Consider the following 17580-nt stretch of genomic DNA (forward strand, 5'->3'; position numbering starts at 1 on the left):
CATGACAACACTTGTCCACCCCTCAACGTTCTTGGATCAAGAGGTTTTCAATCCCATGTATCTGCCGCCCCTGCAACCCCCCCGTACCTCCCACGTTCACATTAGCGGCAATGTATTCATTGATGAGAGTGCAACCCTGGCTCCAGGGGTGCTATTGCGAGCAGATACTGGCAGTCGCATCTTAATTGCTGCAGGTGTCTGCATTGGCATGGGCACCATCCTCCACGCCCACCAAGGGAATTTGGAAATTGCCGAGGGGGCAATTTTGGGGGCAGGTGTATTAATTTTGGGACGAGGTCAGATTGGAGCCAATGCCTGTATTGGCTCAGCAACCACGATTCTCAACAGTTCCATTCCCCCAGGATTGGTGATAACTCCGGGTTCGCTGATTGGGGATCAAAGCCGACCCTCGGCTGCAGGTAACCCGCCCCCGACCCTCCCTGAAACCGAGGGAGTGCCCGTCGGGATGTCACCCGCTACCCCCCAGTCAGAGCAAGAGTCAGGGGCGGAAATTCCTCCCGACCCGTGGGCAGAAACCCCAGCACCACCAATGGCAACAGAGAATACCTCCGTGAATATCTATGGCCAGGTGCAACTGAGTCAGCTTCTAGGCACCCTGATGCCCTACCGTCAAGCAGTGCAGCGACTCTCCCAAGAGGGAACCGCCCCCGACATCCCCTAGTGCCAGGGGCAGGTATGTTCTAATGGTGATTATTCAGGTGTCCCATTGAGACCCAGCATGGAAGTTCCTCAAAGAAATATCAATCAGGGCAGAAGTAGAGGCTCAGTCGCGCCCGATCTACTGCCTCATTCCCCCAGGGACTACCAGGACATGGCACTTGGTTTAGTGGCAACCCAGAGCTTTCCGGCGATTGTGGGTACCGCTGATATGATGCTGAAATCCTCTGCCGTCACCTTAGTAGGGTATGAAAAAATTGGGGGCGGCCATTGTACCGCAGTGGTGCGAGGACGAATTGCCGATGTCCGTTTGGCAGTGGAGTGCGGGGCGGACACTGCCGAGAAATTTGGACAGTTGATCGCGAAGTTGGTGATTGCCCGGCCCCTGCCAAATCTAGATGCAGTTTTGCCCATCGGCAGCCGTCTAGCACAGTTGACGGCTGAGCGCGGTTATAGTCGCATGAGTAACCTGGCTGTGGGCTTGCTCGAGACCCGGGGGTTTCCCGCCATGGTGGGGGCTTCTGATGCGATGCTGAAGGCAGCAGATGTCAAGCTAGTAGGCTATGAAACCATTGGCGATGGACTCTGCACTACGATCATTCGCGGAACCGTCTCAAATGTTGCGGTGGCAGTTGAGGCCGGCATGCATGAAGCCGAGCGAATTGGAGAACTCCACGCGGTCATGGTCATCCCTCGACCCCTGGATGATTTAGAACAAACCTTACCCATTGCAAACTACTTCTTGGAGCAACCGATTCAGTTACCCGTGGCCCTTCGAGAGAAAGAACAAGAGCCGGTACGTTTGCCGCAGTTAGAACAAGTCTCCGAGCCATTGGTTTATGTTGAGGAGCTTCCCCTTAGTCAGCGGGTACCCAACCAGGCTCCCAGGCCGCTGCCTTAGGGGAAGCTGGGGCTATCTCCGTCCTTAGCCACTGCCGGGGAAGTGCTCAATTTGAGCATAACCGCTGAAGAGAAGTTTCTTGCCCTGGGTTTCTAGGCGATTGAGCCGCAGGGTAACCCCATCTAAGTCAAATCGATCCAGATCCACCATGTTATCCAGGACTTGAGCAAAGGCCATCGTCAAGGTTTGGGAGAGGCTTTGTAAAGGCTCTGGAACGGGGGCTGGGTCAAACCGTGGATTCTGAAACACAATCCGGCGGCGGCGCTCAATGCCGAGGCTGACAATCAAGCTGATAGGGACATCGGCAGTGTTCGGGAGATTGGTCTTGGCAAAAATTCGAGCCTGATTGTCGGGCAGGAGCTCTAGGTGTACCTCTCGGAAGGTTACAGGTTCGCCCCCCGATAGGTCGGTCAGTTCTGGTAGTGTCAGGTTTTGGAGCCGCTTTTTCACAAGTTCGGCATCAAACGCCTGGTTAATCGCTGCTTCACTCAAGGTAACCTGGGCAACAGCCTGGGTGGGGTGCTTCAGGCGAATGGTGCCGCTCAAGACCGAACGAAAGTCGATTGCCACTGCATCGGTCTCAAAGGTCATTTCTTCTACTTGGAAGTCCTTGCGAATGACTAGACCCCGACCCTGCATCTTGAAGCTATCAATACTCCCTTGCAAAATTTTGCTGGAGGGGAAACAACGAACGACGACATCCACTGCATCGCAGCGAGTAAACAGGTGACGAATGGATTGACTGGCAACCGCATTGAGTACCTGCTCGCCGAAGTCTGTCCCAGGGGGCGTTGTTAAACCAGTTAGGGCACCAAACATGTCACTTTGCAAATGGAACTCATGCCCTATTTGTAACAAAATATTAAGGAACTGGCAATTGCTGACGGTTTAGCCAGGTGCAGAGCGGCGATCGCGGGTCTTTGGTATGATGGACATCCGAGGGGCAAACCCCGCTGTTCCATGGGGTCAAAAGAACTTCAAGTGTGGTTGTTCAAGCAGTCTGTGAGCCTGAGATGACCCTAAGCCTCTGCATGATTGTCAAGGATGAAGCCCAGAACCTGCCCCATTGTCTGGCGAGTGTGCGGGCAGTGGTGGATGAGATGGTGGTACTGGACACCGGTTCTAGGGATGGGACACCGGAGATTGCCCAAGCACAGGGTGCCAGGGTTTATGACTTTGCGTGGGGTGATGATTTTGCTGCCGCCCGCAATGCGGCACTGAAGTATGTCCAGGGTGATTGGGTGTTGGTGCTGGATGCGGATGAAGTCCTGTTACCCGAAATCATTCCTGCCCTCAAAAAAGTGATTCAGCATCCCCACTATTTGTTGGTGAATTTACTGCGTCAAGAGGTGGGGGCGGGGCAGTCTCCCTACTCACTGGTTCCCCGATTGTTTCGCCATCATCCAGCGGTGCATTTTTCCCGCCCCTATCACGAAAGTGTAGAAGAAAGCATTGCCCAAATGCGGCAGCGGGAACCCCAGTGGCAACTGCGCTATTTGCCTCAGGTGTCAATTCTGCATTCTGGGTATCAACCGACGGCGATCGCCGCTCGGAATAAGTTGAACCGTGGGCGCTCGATCATGGAAGCCTATTTAGCAACCCATCCGGGGGATGCCTACCTCTGTAGCAAGCTCGGGGCACTCTACGTCCAGAGTGGTGCCTTAAAGCGGGGGATCACCCTCTTGAAGCAGGGATTGGAGGCAGCTCCCACGGAGGCAGCTACGATCTACGAATTGCACTACCACTTGGGAATTGCCTACACCCAGTACCCGCATCCAGAGCAAGCCACCGCTCACTATCAGGCAGCTCTCCAGCAGGGTATTCCCGCCCATCTGAAGCTGGGAGCCTACAATAACTGGGGGAGCCTGTTGAAGGATCAGGGCGATCTAACAGCTGCTCAAACCGCATTTGAAGCCGCCCTGGAGATTGACCCTGGGTTTGCCATCGGCCACAACAATCTGGGGCTGACCCTGAAGGCTCTGGGAAATCTACCCGCGGCGATCGCCCACTATCAGGAAGCCATTCGCCTCAAGCCCGACTATGCCGAGGCTCACCAAAATCTAGCCGTGATTCTGTTGAAGTTAGGCCAGGTTGCAGACAGCTTGGCTGCGTTTCGTCAGGCGATCGCATTACATCAACAACAGGGGTCGCCAGAGGCCGAACGGTTACGCCAGGGGATCACATCCATGGGGCTACCCTTGTAACCAGTTGGGACTTGGGCTGGGCAACCGTTCCACTTGGGATGGATTAAAGGGGAGGAATCGACTGTGTCAGCTTCTAGTGAATTATCCCCAGCGGGTGCGGGTTACACCCTGCCAGTTTTTGCCTGTGCCGCCGCGATCGCAGCTTTAAAGTATTTACTCCAGCCCCAGTCCCTGCGTGAGGTGACCGTTAACCTGGTGGAACCAGCCGTAAGCGTTGAGATTCCCATTGAGCAGGTTGCTGGCTTACCCGATGGCTCGGTGCTGGCCATCACCCGCAGTGAACCCGGAGCCAACCTCGATCTCACCCGCCACACCCCCCGTGTGGGCCTTGGTGCAGTGGCAAGCTGAGGAGACGGGAGACCTGCTGCAAATCCGGGGGGGAGAGGGAATCGGAACCGTGGAGACAGAGGGGGGGAGAGCCGCCATTTATGCCTATGCCCAAAGACTGCTGCGAGAGAATTTGAGCGGCATCCTGCCACCCGATCGCGGGATCACCGTCACCCTGATTCTGCCAGAGGGGCGATCGCTGGCGATGCGGACAGCCAATGCCGCCTTCGGCGTTGTCGAGGGGCTTTCACTGCTGGGCACCACGGGCATTTCCCAACCCCTGAGTGCGCCCGCGCAATTGGCTGACTTTCGGTCTGAACTCCAGCAAAAAGCAGGCCAATATAAAACGCTGGTCTTCTGCGTCGGTGAGAATGGTTTAGATCTCGCGCTCCAGCTGGGGATAGAGGCCGATCTCCGCCTCAAAACTGCCAACTGGCTGGGGCCATTGTTGGTGGAAGCCGGGTTGCAAAAAGTGGAGGCGATCTTGCTCTTTGGCTACCATGGCAAATTATTGAAACTTGCTGGTAACATCTTTCATACCCATCACCATGTGGCCGATGCCCGTCTCGAAATCCTTACCGCTCACTGTGCCAACCTGGGATTGCCCCCCAGGGAACTCCAGACGATTTTTGCCAGCGCGACCGCGGAAGATGCTCTCAACCATTTACGGGAACTGGATGTCCACACCAATCGTTCCTGGGTAAGCCGGGTCTATGGGGCGATCGCAGATCGCATTGATCAACGGTCTCAAGCCTATATCTACACCCACAGTGAACAGTCCGTCGCCATCGGTTGCCTACTGTTCGATCGTCGCCGTCAGGTGATTGTCACCAGTGAAAGGGGATCGGTGCTGCTCCGGCAGATGACCAGATCCTAGTTGTCAACAAGGATACACCGTGCCAATCATACAAAATGATAGGGCGGCAGGGCTTCACTCCGTTGTAACTGCCAATGGGGACTCAGGGTTTGCCACACCTGGAGCTGCTGATCTAGGGTTGGCTCCAGGGCGAGATCGATCAGAAGATAGAATCGCTCCCCCTGATCCTGAACTTCCCCGGCTCTTAGATCGGGGTAAAATTGGGCGATCGCAGCGATCACGGCTTGCCGCTCCTCGATCTGTTGCTGCTGTTGGGCCAGTTGGGTTTGGTAGCGCTGTTTTTTAGCTAGAAAATACTCTCGCCCCTGCCCCACCTCAGGAGCACTGGGTGGGGCAGGGGCGAAGGGCTGCGGGATCAACTTCAAGATGTATTCTGCTTTCCCAGCAACGCTGGCGAGTTTCTCCAGGTAATCCTGCCGATGGGAGTCCAGATAGCTCAACAGCGCCTCACAGGAACCAAAACGAGTTCCAAATCGCAGCGGTAGTAGCGGAATTTGCGCAAACAATTCCCGTAGGACGCGATCGTGGGAGACGACCGCCTGGATCAATTGCTGATCTTCCTCGGGCAAGCCATCGGGGAATAGCGCTGGTTCTACCACCGCCGCGATCTCTCCCTGACTGATCAACGCCACCGGGTTAGCAAAGCCTGCGGGGAACCTGAGGGGCGTTGTTGGGGTGTGGCAAAAAGCGTAGGTATACATCCAACCTATCCTCGGACGCTGTCAATTTTTAGTTGATGAACCAAGCGGCTTAGAGGGGGTAATTTTATGAGGATTTTCTACCCCTCAAAAAATTCTTGACAGACTACTAAAGCCTTGATTGGCACCCCATTAACGACAGGGGACTACCACTGCTGCCACTTCTCAGCTTGTAGGTTAACATGCACCGCTAGCTAAGTGCATCGTTAATGCCGTCAACGGGTAAACCACGCCACTTTCTGGGATGGCTAATGTCACCAGAGTGCCCCAACATTTTAGAGGATGTTTTAAAACGTCTTCCTGGGTGTATCCAACCACTCTGACCACCTAGAGACCGCTACGACAGAATCAGGGTTTATGGATTTTAGATTGCACCACTGAGTCGTATTTGAGGCTCGACCTGACCCTTTTAAAACATCCTCTGATGGTTCCCGGTGCAGAGAGCGATCGGGCTTCAGGGGTGTTCCTTGCTAGATATACAATTGAGCCATCTTCAGCCATCTCCCGATTGAAAACCGATTCTCTGTTTTATCGCTTATTCTCCACGGCTCCTCATTTGCTGTTTGAATTGCTGGGAGATTCTCCGGCGGTTCCCTATCAGTTCCAATCCGTGGAAGTTAAGCAAACCGCCTTCCGCCTGGATGGGATTTTTTTGCCCCCGGCTGCTGATCCAGATTTGCCAATCTATTTTGTAGAAGTCCAGTTTCAGCTTGATCCAGATCTTTATCGGCGTTTGTTTGCGGAAATTTTTCTATTTCTGGCTCAAAATCCCAGGATTCGTCATTGGAAAGCAGTGGTAATTTTGGCACGGCGATCCATTGAACCGAAGCAGAAGCTGGCCTATGTCTCACTATTAGAGAGCGATCAAGTGGAGCGCATCTACTTAAATCAACTCCCCCCAGACTCGGGATTACCCGGCATTAATTTAGTGAGGTTAGTGGTGGCGTCTCGCAGGCAGGCGGCGAAGCAAGCCCGTAAACTCCTGACGCAGGTTGAGCAAGGTGAGCCGTGGCTGCCGCAGGGAGTACTATTGGAGTTAATTGAGACGATAATGGTCTACAAGTTTTCTGAGTCTAGCCGGGAGGAAATCGCCAAGATGCTGGGGTTAGCAGAATCCATTACCCAAACCAGGGTTTATCAGGAAGGTAAGTTAGAAGGAAGAGCTGAAGGCAAGCTAGAAGGCAAGCTAGAAGGAAGAGCTGAGGGCAAGCTAGAAGGCAAGCTAGAAGGAAGAGCTGAGGGCAAGCTAGAAGGCAAGCTAGAAGGAAGAGCTGAGGGCAAGCTAGAAGGGGAGCGATCGCTGATTGTTCGTCTACTCACTCGCCGCATGGGCACCCTATCCCCTGGGGTACTGACTCAACTCCAAGGGTTATCCCTAGAGCAAGTGGAGGCGTTAGGCGAGGCTTTGTTAGATTTTGCCACCCCCGCCGATCTAGATAACTGGTTGAAATCTCTTTAAGGGCTGGGGAAAACGGCTCTGGGAGCGATCGCGTTATTTTCTCGGAGCATCGAGCTTTTTTCCCCAAGGGGGAAGCTATTTTGTAAAACGTTTTACAATTTTTCTCGGCGATCCGAGTTCCTTACTCGACTGCTTGGGTTATGAGGTCAAATGTTCCAGCCTTGATGCTTGGGGCTTGGGATTTGACCTGCGTTTTTTGCGATCGCCGGATGAATTGAGGATGAATTTAAACTGATGTCAGTTCAGGGACGGGACGCTTACTGTGGCGAATTTCAGTAATGGCGGTGGCGTAATCCTTGGCTTTGAACACCGCTGAACCCGCAACAATGGCATTGGCTCCTGCTTCTAGCACCTGCCAGGTGTTATTGCCCTTCAAGCCCCCATCGACTTCAATCCAGGGATCCAACCCCCGCTCTTGGCACATCAGCCGCAGCTTTTGGATCTTGGGCACGACACCAGGAATGAAACTCTGGCCGCCGAAACCAGGGTTGACACTCATAATCAGCACGAGATCACAGAGATCTAGGACGTACTCAATTAATTCCAGCGGTGTGGAAGGATTGAGCACCACTCCTGCCTTTTTTCCCTAATTCCCGAATTTGACCGAGGGTACGGTGTAAGTGCGGGGACGCATTATGCTCTGCATGCACCGAGATCAGGTCGGCACCAGCCTTCGCAAAGTCCTCGACGTACTTTTCCGGTTCTACAATCATCAAATGGACATCGAGGGGCTTGGCGGTCACCGGACGAATGGCTTCGACAATCAGCGGGCCAATGGTGATATTCGGAACGAAGCGACCATCCATCACATCGACGTGAATCCAGTCAGCACCTGCCGCATCCACTGCCCGAATCTCGTCTCCCAGACGACTAAAATCTGCTGATAGGATGGATGGAGCAATAACAATCGGCTTTGGGGACTGTGCTTGAGGCATGGTAAGCATTCTCTCCTATAGTCGGCTTTTGGTTGTCAACGTAACAAAATTCTGGTGGGTACTTTGACCCTAAGGGCACAATATTTTTAGATTTACTTAAGATTGTATCGGAGAAGATCCCGTGGCAGGCTCACAGATCCTAAAAAAACTGGCCGGGTTGGGGGGCTTGATGGGGCTGGCTGGACTCCCCGCCCTGGCACTGACCGTCACGGATGCCATTTCCCCAAACGGCATTGATGCCCTGCGGCTCCACCAGGCTCCCTATAACCTGCTAGGGCGTAAGATTGCCATTGGTCAAGTGGAGGTGGGGCGACCCGGACAGTTTGGGGTCGATAAGGCGGTTTCACGCTACCGAGCGATCGCCATCACCCAGGTATTTTTTCGCAATCATCCTGCCAAAACGAATACCAACGTTGATTCCCACGCCCAGAGTGTAGCTGGGATCATGATTAGTAAGGACAAGGCGCTACCGGGAATTGCCCCCGCTGCCCGTTTGTATGCTTCCGCAGCGGGAACCACACGGCGAGACGGGCAACCGGAGGACTGTCTTTCGGCCCAGAAAATCGCCGCGCAAAATGGGGGGGATGTGCGAGCCATTAACTTTAGCTTTGGCGAGTCCTTGCAGCATGACCCCCGCCCGATCTCCGTGCTGGATGGTAATGCCTTACTGACTCAATGTGTGGATTGGTCCGCTCGAGTCCATGATGTCCTCTATGTTGTGGCTGGCAATCAGGGGAAAGGTGGTATTCCCATTCCCACCGATAACTTTAATGGCATGAATGTCGCCTACACGATGCGGCTTCAGGGCATTTATACCAAGGTTGATTTTGCCAATATTAGTGATCCGGCCGCAGGATTCGTCCGCCGAATTGTGGGACAAGAAACCAATCTGGGTCGCCGGGGATCGGTAAGTCTGGTGGCTCCAGGGAGTCAGGTCTCTCTTTTGGCCTTTGATGGTCGGATCATCCGGGGCAGTGGCACTAGCTTTGCTGCCCCCATGGTGACCGCAACGGTGGCGCTCCTCCAGGAATGGGGCGATCGCCAGCTGCGCCAGCACCACCCTCACTCGGGGGATGGACGCCCGACGTCATGAGGTGATGAAGGCTGTGTTAATGAATGGCGCTGAAAAGCTCAAAGATGCAGGCAATGGTCTTACCTTGGGCATGAGTCGCACCATCCTCACCAAGGACAATCGCTCTTGGCTTCAGTCCCCAGCCTTCCAGGATCGCACCATTCCCCTCGACAATCAGATGGGGACGGGGCAACTGAACGCCTTTCGGGCTTATCAGCAGTTCAGTCCGGGGCAGTGGGGACCAATGGCTCCGGTTCCGGCGATCGCCTGGGATTACCGCACCGTTGCCCTAGAATCAGGGGGAACCGCTTACCAGGATTATGTGCTGGAGCGACCTCTAGCCCAGGGGAGTTATCTGTCAGCTACCCTGGCCTGGGATCGGCTTGTGGAGTTGCAGGATCAAAACCATGACGGGGAATATAACCAGGGAGAAAGTTTCCGCGATCGCGGCCTCAATAACCTCGATCTCTATCTGATGCAGGCGACTGAGAACGACTCCTCCAAAAACCTCTGGTCTTCCGAAAGCTCGGTCGATAGTGTGGAGCATCTTTTCTATCAGATTCCCCAGACAGGACGCTATAAAATTCGGGTGCAGTTTCGCCAGCCAGCTGCCGCTGAGGTTCAGGCCGTGCAGTCCTATGCCTTAGCCTGGTGGGCGGTGCCTGCCCGCTAGTCCTTACTAGCCATGCTTGAGTTCTGAATCAAATATCTTTAACGTTGCAAGATCTCCTGAGCTGCTCGAATCCCACTCTCGATCGCCCCATGCACCGTGGCAGGATTACTCGCCGTCACCGTGGCTTCTCCGGCAAAAAACAGGACGGACTGGATGGGTGTGGCTAAAATTTGTCGGGCTCCGTAGGCCCCCGTGGGGACATAACTATAACCCCCCCCGCGTCCAAGGGTCATCAATCCAGGAAATCCGTCGCCCCTTGACCAGATCTTGACGCGGGCGATCGCTGCCAAACAGCCGACAGAGATCTGCCACAGCCAGCTGCAAAGCTTCGGCTTCTGAGACTGCATTTAAGGCTAGGGCGCGAGCTCCCCCCACAAACGCCGTTAAGACCGGGTGGGCATCGGGGCGCTGGTAACTGGGAGACCACCACACTGGCACCGTCCCCAACCCCATATACAGACTCACCTCCGGCTCCCAGAAACATTCTCGAAATGCCAGTTGTAATTTCACCGCTGGCCCCATTCGCAGGGCTTGAATCGCCTGTTGTTTTGCGGTTGGTAAGGCTGGGGTAAAGTCAATAGTCTGTTGTTGCAGCAGAGCCAGGGGAACCGTAATCACCACTTGATCGGCAGTGTAAAGCACGGGCTGACCCTGGGCGATCGCCCGAATTTCTAGGGGGGTGACATCCCAGCGTACCGATTGCACAGCGGTCTGCTGATGAATGGTTAATCCCTGGGCGAGGTGATGCAGAACGTGGTCATAGCCGTCCCGGAGGCGAAAATTCCCTGTGCCGGCATGGTGAACCCGCATTTCGTGAGCCCAGTCGGCAACCCCCAAGTGCTCCGGAGCCGCCAGATAGAGGTTCGCCAAAAGGTGTGCCCCGATCCGTTGGGCTTGGGGGGTGAGTCCCAATTGGGACAACCAGGTTTGCAGGGAGCGATCGGCAGCCAGGGGATCAATCGTTGCCAGTTCCTGATCTTCAAGACCGAAGACGCGGGGTAGATCGGGCCAGGTGATCACATCTTCATAGCGATAGAGGGTGCCGTCCTGCTCATAGGCGTAGCTGCTGAACTTGGGCACTGGAATCGTCTCGGCCCCCAGTTCCCTCACCCATTGCCAGGTCAGGGCGCGATCGCCGTGGATGAATTCAGCACCATTCTCGATCGGAAAATTACTGAAGCTGCGATCGGTCCACACCCGCCCCCCTAGGCGATTCCGGGCTTCTAGAAGGGTGACAGCCTGCCCCGCTGCCTCAAGGGTGGAACCCGCTGCCAGTCCCGCTGCCCCCGCCCCAATAATCAGCGTTTGTCCCATCTCGATCAACCGCCCTAATGACAGGATGACTGCTGAGAAGCCGGAACATCCAGGGCTGGATTGGCCGCAAAGAAACCCACGGGCTTGAGCATGAACCCAATATAGGCAACAGGCATCACCGGCCAATCTTCAGGACGGGGAATGTGATGGTGCCCGAAGTTGTACCACACGACTAAATCAGTATTGTCAAGGCTGCGATCAGCCTCAGTCCAAGCCGGGAGTCCGGCACCGCCGGGATGTTGATTCGGGTAATCCCCCGCTGGATAGTTTTCCTGGGGATGGTAGGGGGTGACCCACAAATGCCGGGTCATAAATCCAGCCCGTTTGAGAATCCAAGCCTGGGGATCGGCAAAGGGGAGAATATTCTCACCGGGTTGTAATTTGTAACTCACAGGTTTTCCCAAACGATTCAGCACCGTAGGATTGACTATTTTCCAGTACCGTCCCGCCAGGGGATCAATGCACCGTTGGGCTTGGGACTCCGTTGCCAGCAGCGTCTCCTTGGCAATAAATGCATTGCCATAGGGGTTGTCTGGCCCCAGGGGCACAGCCTCGGTATTCACCTCGACGACGGAATTGTTTTCACCATCAATGGTCATATCCAGCCGCATACAGAAAAAATGCTGGTGAAAGAGGGCGTTTAACTCCGGAGCCACCAAAGTTCCGTACTGGGGGGTATCGTCAAGGGCAGCACAGAGGAGAATTCCCGTTAGTTTCACCTCATATTGGATCGTGCCATCCTGATAGAAGTACCAAAAAAAGCCGTACTCATAGTTGTCAATACTGGTAATAAACGACAATACCAAGCGCCGCGATCGCCGCACTTCTGTCCGATCAATTCGCCAGTCCTGATGTTTCCAGAGAATGCCATAGTCCTCCTCATGGAGACAGATGGCATTCTCAATCACCACGGGTTCTCCGCGACTGGTGTGCACCACCGCATCAAAATAGTGAATCTCCCCCAGGCAGTCACAACCCAGTTTGAGGGAATTGGTCAAAGAACCAAGGCCAATTTCACCAACATCAAAGGCATTTTTACGAAAGTGTTGTGGCCGAGGATCGCCGTAGGGCACTACCATCTCCGCCATGGAAGCTCGATATAAAATCGGGCGTAACTGCCCCTGATCTTCATAGCCCAGGGTATACAGAACTAACCCTTCTCGGGGATTGAAGCCCAAGCGAAATTGCCACTTCTGCCAGCAAACCTGATGCCCTACCACCGTAAAGCTAGGCCCCTCTGGCTGCACAATCTGGAGAGACTTGAGATCCTCCCGATAGGTGGGCACAAATTCCGGTGCGTAGTTACCCGCCGTGGGGGGCACGGGCACCTTTCCCCGATCTTCAATCTGTACCACCTGCATTTGATTTAAATCTACAATCGCAACTAAGCCATCGATCGGGTGGGCATAGGCATTATCCGTGGGACTGGTTCTCAACCAACACAGCGATCTCGCCAGTCGCACCCCTGCTTCCTCCGCAAACCCAAAATTCCCTGGTAACCACGGGTCTACCATCACCAGATCGAGATTGGCAATGCCGCGTTTGTGTAGAGCAGCCTGGAACTCCGGGTTGGCCTTAATCACCGCTTCGCACTCAACGACCTCATCCGGCATGATCCGAGGCTGTACCCCCGGAATCAACGTCCACGATAGGAGCCGCTGCTGCGTCAATGAGGCGATCGCCTCGTAGGTAGCTCCCATCTGGTTATCCAAAACCACCACAAAGGCTTGCCGCTCCATCGGATCACCCAGTTGGAAGTCCCGAACCACTGATTTGGGAGGTTCGTGTAAGGTGACGATGGGAAACCGCACCTGCGACCCCAAACCTGGTTGCTGCCGGATCAACGCCACAGCGGCGACAATTTCTGCTGCCGTTAAAGGATCTAGAGGGTGCAGGATCGGGGCATCCGGAGTTGATGCAGCAGCACAATTGATGGTCATAAGGAGTTGCCAGTAAGCTGCTCTCCAGGGAAGGGATCGGGGGAGAGCCGAAGCCTAGTCTATCAGGGACATCCTGCCAGCGGCATTGCCAATTGAATCCACTAGAATTGAGAGTACTGTCTGAAGACTGGGTATTCCCGTTTCAACCTAGCGCTGGCAGCTTCACCATTGACCCTCAATTTTATGACTCTCTCCCCTGAGCAGGACACCCCCGTTCCTAGCACTACCCCGATCTCAATTCGGGAAATGACCATTGACGATATTGCACCGGTCTATCACCTGGGAGAGAGCCTGTTCACCAGCGACCTATACCCCTATCTCTACCGAACCTGGGATGAATGGGAAGTCATTGGTTTGTATAACACTGACCCAGAGTACTGTCTGGTGGCAGAAGCCGATGGTCATCAAATTGCGGGGTTTATTCTGGGCACTGTGATTAGCAAAGCCCCCTGGGTCTATGGCTACATCATTTGGCTCGGGGTCGCAACCAATTTCCAGCGGCGGGGGGTGGCGGATAAGCTCGTGGATAAAATTGTGGAGCGGATGATTGAAGAAGGAGCACGGTTTTTGTTGGTGGACACCGATCCGGCCAATATTCCCGCAGTCAAGTTCTTTGCCCGGAAAGGGTTTGGCAATCCCCGCAAGCATATTTTTCTCTCGATGAACCTCGGTAAACATGAGTACTATGGGAGGCTGATTGCCTATGAACGGGACAAGGCGGAACGAGTTCGGAGCCGTGCCCGCCATCGCCCCTAGATTCAGACCTATAAATTCAGGGTAGTAAGTCCCACCACAACCTGACTCCGGGAAGGCTTGCCATGGGGGACGCGAGTATGTCACAGTCATACCCATGACAAGGGGAAAACGCACACACGCAGCAGCACTGGAAGTCAGACTGCTTCGCGAAGGAATTGTAGAGTCAACCCACCAGGTTCAGGCAGTTGTCTGTGACGACCGAGGGCGGGTCTTATCTGTTGCAGGCAACGCTGAGACAGCGGTGTTTGCCCGATCTACCCTCAAACCATTCCAAGCCCTTGCGGTCACCACCACGGGCACCTTAGAGCGCTTTGGTCTCACCGATCGCGACCTGGCAATTATTTGTAGTTCCCATCAGGGCACCTTGGAGCAGGTGCGCCAGGTGTTTAATGTTTTATGGCGCTGTGACATTGATCCTGCGGCGCTCCAATGCCCCATACCTGAGGGGAAACAGAGTTCCCTGCAATATAACTGTTCGGGGAAACATGCTGGGATGCTGGCGGTGTGTCAGCAATGTAATTGGCCCCTGGATACGTATCTACAACGGCATCACCCGGTACAACGTCTTATTCTTACCAAGGTTGCTGAAGTCCTGCGGATGCCCGGTGAAGAATTTATCGGTGCCCACGATGACTGTGGTGCTCCTACCTATTTGTTGCAACTGGGCCAGGTGGGTACCCTCTATGCCCACTTGGCCTCTGGTAGTAACTTGGATATGGAACGTATCCTCCGAGCCATGACCCATCACCCCCTCATGGTCGCTGGGGAACAAGAGTTTGATACCGCACTGATGCGGTTAACCCAGGGAGAATTGGTGAGTAAGGCCGGAGCCGAAGGGATGCAGTGCATTGGTCGCATGGGGGAGGGCATGGGTCTGGCGATTAAGGTCATGGATGGTTCCAAGCGGGCAAAGTATGCCGCCGCAATTCATCTGTTGAAGCAGATGGGATGGATCAGTCCCGCGATCGCCGAAACCCTCTCTGAGAGCTATGCCACCCTCAGTGAATTTAAACGTCTGGATGTCAGTGGGGAGCTATCGATCTTTTAGCTAGAGCAATATCCAGATGCTTTGTCACTATTTCTGTTAGGATAAACATCCGCCAATACATTCCGGTCTGTCATTGGCAGGTTGGAATTTGCTTATTAGAGCCATTCAACTGCATCACACATTTACTGCTCTTAGACTGGTTCCAGCATTTCATTTGGGATAGGGGCACCGCTAGGAGCAATTGCATCTATGACTTTTTCTACTCTCGGTCTGACGACCGATCTACTTCGTGCTGTTGCTGAGCAAGGCTACAGTCAACCAACCCCCATTCAGCTACAGGCAATTCCGGCAATCTTGCAAGGGAAAGACGTTCTCGCCAGTGCCCAAACCGGAACGGGTAAGACGGCTGGTTTTACACTACCGCTGTTGCAGCGCCTCAGTACCCCCTACTTCAACCGAGGGCATCGCACGCCTCGGGCGCTGATTCTCACCCCCACTCGTGAATTGGCAGCCCAGGTCAACGACAGTGTTCAAACCTATGGCAAACATCTGCCCCTGCGATCAGCTGTCATCTATGGTGGTGTTGGCATCGTCCCACAAATCCAAACCCTGCGGCGGGGAATTGATATTCTAGTTGCTACACCGGGTCGGCTCCTCGACCATTTAGGGCAAAAAACCCTCGACCTCTCCCAGGTAGAGATTCTGGTGCTGGACGAATGCGATCGCATGTTGGATATGGGCTTTATCCACGACATTCGCAAAATTTTGGCGGTGCTGCCCCACTCCCGGCAGACGCTGATGTTTTCTGCCACCTTCTCTAAAGCCATCCAGCAGCTTGCGAATACGCTGCTCAAGTCTCCGACCCTGATCGAAGTCGCACCTCGCAACACCGCTGCAGAGCAGGTTACCCAGATTGTCCACCCAGTTGATCGCGATCGCAAGCGAGAGCTACTTTCCTACATGATTGGTTTCCACAACTGGCCACAGGTACTGGTCTTTACTCGCACCAAACACGGTGCCAATCGTCTGGCTGAGCAGTTGACAAAAGATGGATTAAAAACCACTGCGATTCATGGCAACAAAACCCAGGCTGCCCGTATCCGTGCCCTCAATGACTTTAAGCAGGGAAAGGTTCGGATCTTGGTTGCCACTGATGTCGCCTCTCGTGGTTTAGATATTGATCAACTCCCCTATGTGGTCAACTTTGATCTGCCCGATGTTCCTGAAGACTATGTGCATCGCATTGGCCGCACAGGTCGCGCTGGCAACGAAGGACAAGCAGTATCCCTGGTTTGCCCCGATGAATATCCACTCTTGAAAGGCATTGAGCAATTGCTCAATCGGAGCATTCCCAAAGATGTGATTGCCGGATACGAACCCACCACTTCAGTTGGCCCTGAAGTAGATCCGTCGAATCGTAAACGGTCTCGTCAACGTCGCAGCCATGAAGGCAAGCCCCAAACCCAATCCCAGCCCGCCCGCAGTAAAAATCACTCGGCAGGAACACGGGATGGCGCTTCCCGTGTCGAAGGGGTTCGTAAACGTCTTCGTACAGCTTAAAACTTCGTCAGCCGTGGCGATCGCCTAGGGCCGACGATAAAAGGGACGCTTCACCACTGTTGCTGGATATGGTTTACCACGAATGGCAATCTCTAAGACGCGACCTGGTTGCGCTAGGGTCGATGGCACGTAAGCCAGGGCGATCGGGTAGCCTAAGGTTGGCGATAAGGTGCCACTGGTAACGGTTCCCACCACTGTACCTGCTGCCAAAACCGGATAGTCGTGACGGGCAATGTTTCGACCCTGCATCTGCAACCCCACCAGTTGCCGTTGCACCCCTCCTTGCTTTTGCTGCTCCAAGATCGAACGCCCGATAAAGTCTCCTTTAGTGCTCAGATGCACTAGCCAACCCAGTCCAGCTTCCAGCGGGGTTGTGGTGCCATTAATATCTTGCCCATACAGCGCCATGGCTGCTTCTAGACGTAGCGTATCTCTTGCCCCCAAGCCACAGGGGGTAACGCCCGCAGCCAGGAGAGCTTGCCATAACTGGGCAGCTATCTGGGGGTCTACCATGACTTCAAAGCCATCTTCCCCCGTGTAGCCCGTCCGGGCTAGAAAACCACGCTGACCGAGAATCGTGCCCGTCACATGGGCAAAAGCGGGCAAATGGGTGAGATCTTCTTTCACCAGGGTTTGCAATAGGGTGGTCGCCTGGGGGCCCTGAACCGCAATCAAGGCTGTGTGGACAGAGACATCCTCAAGTACCACCTGGGACTGATCGAGATGAGCCATAAACCAGGCGTGATCCTTGGCCGTTGTGGCCGCATTCACAATCAACAGACATTGTTGTTCTCCCAGGTGATTCTCACCCTGGTAGTAAACAATCAGATCATCCATGATCCCTGCCTGGGGATTGAGCAATACGGTATATTGTGCCTGCCCCGGCAACAATCGACTTAAATCAGAGGGAACCAGCCCTTGTAGCTGCCCGATCAGGTTGCCGCCGCGCAAGTGGAACTTACCCATGTGGGAAATATCGAACATTCCGGCCTGCTGTCGCACGGCCTGATGTTCCTGAAGCACCCCCGCAAACTGCACTGGCATCTCCCAACCAGCAAATTCAGTCATTCTGGCACCCTGAGCTTGAATTTGCTCAAAGAGTGGGGTGCGTTGGAGCAATGGGGGATTGGGTGCAGTCATGAATCGTGGGAAACAGGAGGTTGACTAGAACAATAACACTATCATCCCCTAAGCTGTG

The 17580-nt window shown here is 54.3% G+C and carries 15 protein-coding genes and 2 pseudogenes; 10 read left to right on the forward strand and 7 right to left on the reverse strand.

Going from position 1 to position 17580, the window contains the following annotated elements; translation table 11 throughout:
• Window position 1: 1 nt before the first annotated feature.
• Both DO97_RS05295 and DO97_RS30075 read left to right on the forward strand, forming a co-directional pair.
• Window positions 2–682 carry a beta-carboxysome scaffolding protein CcmN gene (locus tag DO97_RS05295; RefSeq protein ID WP_239651481.1) on the forward strand — a complete coding sequence of 227 codons (681 nt, stop codon included), beginning with the start codon at window positions 2–4 and terminating at the stop codon, window positions 680–682.
• A 150-nt stretch (window positions 683–832) separates the two neighbouring features.
• Window positions 833–1579, forward strand: a complete 747-nt coding sequence (locus DO97_RS30075) for a beta-carboxysome assembly protein CcmO (protein WP_036531581.1) — start codon at window positions 833–835, stop codon at window positions 1577–1579.
• A gap of 24 nt (window positions 1580–1603) precedes the next feature.
• Here the strand turns inward: DO97_RS30075 and DO97_RS05305 are convergent, their stop codons facing one another.
• A complete protein-coding gene (locus DO97_RS05305; RefSeq protein WP_036531582.1) occupies window positions 1604–2398 on the reverse strand; it encodes an LmeA family phospholipid-binding protein in 795 nt (264 codons plus the stop codon).
• Window positions 2399–2592: 194 nt separating this feature from the next.
• Here DO97_RS05305 and DO97_RS05310 point away from each other — a divergent pair, with 194 nt between their 5' ends.
• Window positions 2593–3783 (forward strand): glycosyltransferase, encoded by a 1191-nt coding sequence (locus tag DO97_RS05310; protein ID WP_036531672.1) that lies wholly within the window; start codon window positions 2593–2595, stop codon window positions 3781–3783.
• 63 nt (window positions 3784–3846) lie between these two features.
• Window positions 3847–4987: pseudogene (gene cbiD / locus DO97_RS05315) on the forward strand (cobalt-precorrin-5B (C(1))-methyltransferase CbiD).
• A gap of 26 nt (window positions 4988–5013) precedes the next feature.
• Here the strand turns inward: cbiD and DO97_RS05320 are convergent.
• Window positions 5014–5688, reverse strand: a complete 675-nt coding sequence (locus tag DO97_RS05320) for a GvpL/GvpF family gas vesicle protein (protein WP_036531584.1) — start codon at window positions 5686–5688, stop codon at window positions 5014–5016.
• Between the two features lie 421 nt (window positions 5689–6109).
• On the opposite strand from DO97_RS05320, the gene DO97_RS05325 reads away from it, so the two are divergent.
• Window positions 6110–7144, forward strand: a complete 1035-nt coding sequence (locus tag DO97_RS05325) for an Rpn family recombination-promoting nuclease/putative transposase (RefSeq protein ID WP_156120454.1) — start codon at window positions 6110–6112, stop codon at window positions 7142–7144.
• Between the two features lie 226 nt (window positions 7145–7370).
• On the opposite strand, the pseudogene rpe reads toward DO97_RS05325, so the two are convergent.
• Window positions 7371–8079, reverse strand: a pseudogene (rpe, locus tag DO97_RS05330) (ribulose-phosphate 3-epimerase).
• A gap of 121 nt (window positions 8080–8200) precedes the next feature.
• Between rpe and DO97_RS25950 the strand changes: the two are divergent.
• Together DO97_RS25950 and DO97_RS25955 are read left to right on the forward strand one after the other, a co-directional pair.
• Window positions 8201–9172 carry a S8 family serine peptidase gene (locus DO97_RS25950; protein WP_239651483.1) on the forward strand — a complete coding sequence of 324 codons (972 nt, stop codon included), beginning with the start codon at window positions 8201–8203 and terminating at the stop codon, window positions 9170–9172.
• Window positions 9153–9824: a hypothetical protein gene (locus tag DO97_RS25955; RefSeq protein ID WP_239651484.1), complete on the forward strand. Its 672-nt coding sequence runs from the start codon at window positions 9153–9155 to the stop codon at window positions 9822–9824. The genes DO97_RS25950 and DO97_RS25955 overlap by 20 nt, the downstream gene beginning before the upstream one ends.
• A gap of 38 nt (window positions 9825–9862) precedes the next feature.
• Here the strand turns inward: DO97_RS25955 and DO97_RS22965 are convergent, their stop codons facing one another.
• The 3 genes from DO97_RS22965 to DO97_RS05350 are packed head-to-tail and all read right to left on the reverse strand — an operon-like array spanning window position 9863 to window position 13078.
• The gene (locus DO97_RS22965) at window positions 9863–10057 is read right to left on the reverse strand and encodes an FAD-dependent oxidoreductase (protein ID WP_036531585.1); all 195 of its coding nucleotides are present in this window, start codon (window positions 10055–10057) and stop codon (window positions 9863–9865) included.
• A complete protein-coding gene (locus tag DO97_RS05345; RefSeq protein ID WP_036531587.1) occupies window positions 10029–11138 on the reverse strand; it encodes a flavin monoamine oxidase family protein in 1110 nt (369 codons plus the stop codon). Before DO97_RS05345 ends, DO97_RS22965 begins: the two co-directional genes overlap by 29 nt.
• A gap of 14 nt (window positions 11139–11152) precedes the next feature.
• The gene (locus DO97_RS05350) at window positions 11153–13078 is read right to left on the reverse strand and encodes a primary-amine oxidase (RefSeq protein ID WP_036531589.1); all 1926 of its coding nucleotides are present in this window, start codon (window positions 13076–13078) and stop codon (window positions 11153–11155) included.
• Between the two features lie 183 nt (window positions 13079–13261).
• On the opposite strand from DO97_RS05350, the gene DO97_RS05355 reads away from it, so the two are divergent.
• The 3 genes from DO97_RS05355 (at window position 13262) to DO97_RS05365 (ending at window position 16382) form a co-directional block, all read left to right on the forward strand.
• Entirely contained in the window at window positions 13262–13834 is a 573-nt protein-coding gene (locus tag DO97_RS05355; RefSeq protein WP_036531675.1) for a GNAT family N-acetyltransferase, read from the forward strand.
• A 94-nt stretch (window positions 13835–13928) separates the two neighbouring features.
• The gene (locus DO97_RS05360; RefSeq protein ID WP_036531590.1) at window positions 13929–14882 is read left to right on the forward strand and encodes an asparaginase; all 954 of its coding nucleotides are present in this window, start codon (window positions 13929–13931) and stop codon (window positions 14880–14882) included.
• A 189-nt stretch (window positions 14883–15071) separates the two neighbouring features.
• Complete coding sequence (locus DO97_RS05365; RefSeq protein WP_052128427.1) at window positions 15072–16382, forward strand: DEAD/DEAH box helicase; 1311 nt, start codon at window positions 15072–15074, stop codon at window positions 16380–16382.
• A 24-nt stretch (window positions 16383–16406) separates the two neighbouring features.
• Here DO97_RS05365 and gcvT read toward each other — a convergent pair whose 3' ends face one another.
• Window positions 16407–17522, reverse strand: coding sequence for a glycine cleavage system aminomethyltransferase GcvT (gcvT, locus tag DO97_RS05370; RefSeq protein WP_036531591.1), 1116 nt, complete (start codon window positions 17520–17522; stop codon window positions 16407–16409).
• Window positions 17523–17580 lie beyond the last annotated feature (58 nt).

This window comes from Neosynechococcus sphagnicola sy1, assembly GCF_000775285.1.
Taxonomy (GTDB): Bacteria; Cyanobacteriota; Cyanobacteriia; order Neosynechococcales; family Neosynechococcaceae; genus Neosynechococcus; species Neosynechococcus sphagnicola.

What these genes read in the sequence shown, in the direction of transcription:
- DO97_RS05295 (WP_239651481.1), top strand. Translation starts at nt 2, where the DNA reads ATGACAACACTTGTCCACCCCTCAACGTTCTTGGATCAAGAGGTTTTC.
- DO97_RS30075 (WP_036531581.1), top strand. Translation starts at nt 833, where the DNA reads ATGGCACTTGGTTTAGTGGCAACCCAGAGCTTTCCGGCGATTGTGGGT.
- DO97_RS05305 (WP_036531582.1), bottom strand. Translation starts at nt 2,398, where the DNA reads ATGTTTGGTGCCCTAACTGGTTTAACAACGCCCCCTGGGACAGACTTC.
- DO97_RS05310 (WP_036531672.1), top strand. Translation starts at nt 2,593, where the DNA reads ATGACCCTAAGCCTCTGCATGATTGTCAAGGATGAAGCCCAGAACCTG.
- DO97_RS05320 (WP_036531584.1), bottom strand. Translation starts at nt 5,688, where the DNA reads ATGTATACCTACGCTTTTTGCCACACCCCAACAACGCCCCTCAGGTTC.
- DO97_RS05325 (WP_156120454.1), top strand. Translation starts at nt 6,110, where the DNA reads ATGGTTCCCGGTGCAGAGAGCGATCGGGCTTCAGGGGTGTTCCTTGCT.
- DO97_RS25955 (WP_239651484.1), top strand. Translation starts at nt 9,153, where the DNA reads ATGGACGCCCGACGTCATGAGGTGATGAAGGCTGTGTTAATGAATGGC.
- DO97_RS22965 (WP_036531585.1), bottom strand. Translation starts at nt 10,057, where the DNA reads ATGACCCTTGGACGCGGGGGGGGTTATAGTTATGTCCCCACGGGGGCC.
- DO97_RS05345 (WP_036531587.1), bottom strand. Translation starts at nt 11,138, where the DNA reads ATGGGACAAACGCTGATTATTGGGGCGGGGGCAGCGGGACTGGCAGCG.
- DO97_RS05350 (WP_036531589.1), bottom strand. Translation starts at nt 13,078, where the DNA reads ATGACCATCAATTGTGCTGCTGCATCAACTCCGGATGCCCCGATCCTG.
- DO97_RS05355 (WP_036531675.1), top strand. Translation starts at nt 13,262, where the DNA reads ATGACTCTCTCCCCTGAGCAGGACACCCCCGTTCCTAGCACTACCCCG.
- DO97_RS05360 (WP_036531590.1), top strand. Translation starts at nt 13,929, where the DNA reads ATGACAAGGGGAAAACGCACACACGCAGCAGCACTGGAAGTCAGACTG.
- DO97_RS05365 (WP_052128427.1), top strand. Translation starts at nt 15,072, where the DNA reads ATGACTTTTTCTACTCTCGGTCTGACGACCGATCTACTTCGTGCTGTT.
- gcvT (WP_036531591.1), bottom strand. Translation starts at nt 17,522, where the DNA reads ATGACTGCACCCAATCCCCCATTGCTCCAACGCACCCCACTCTTTGAG.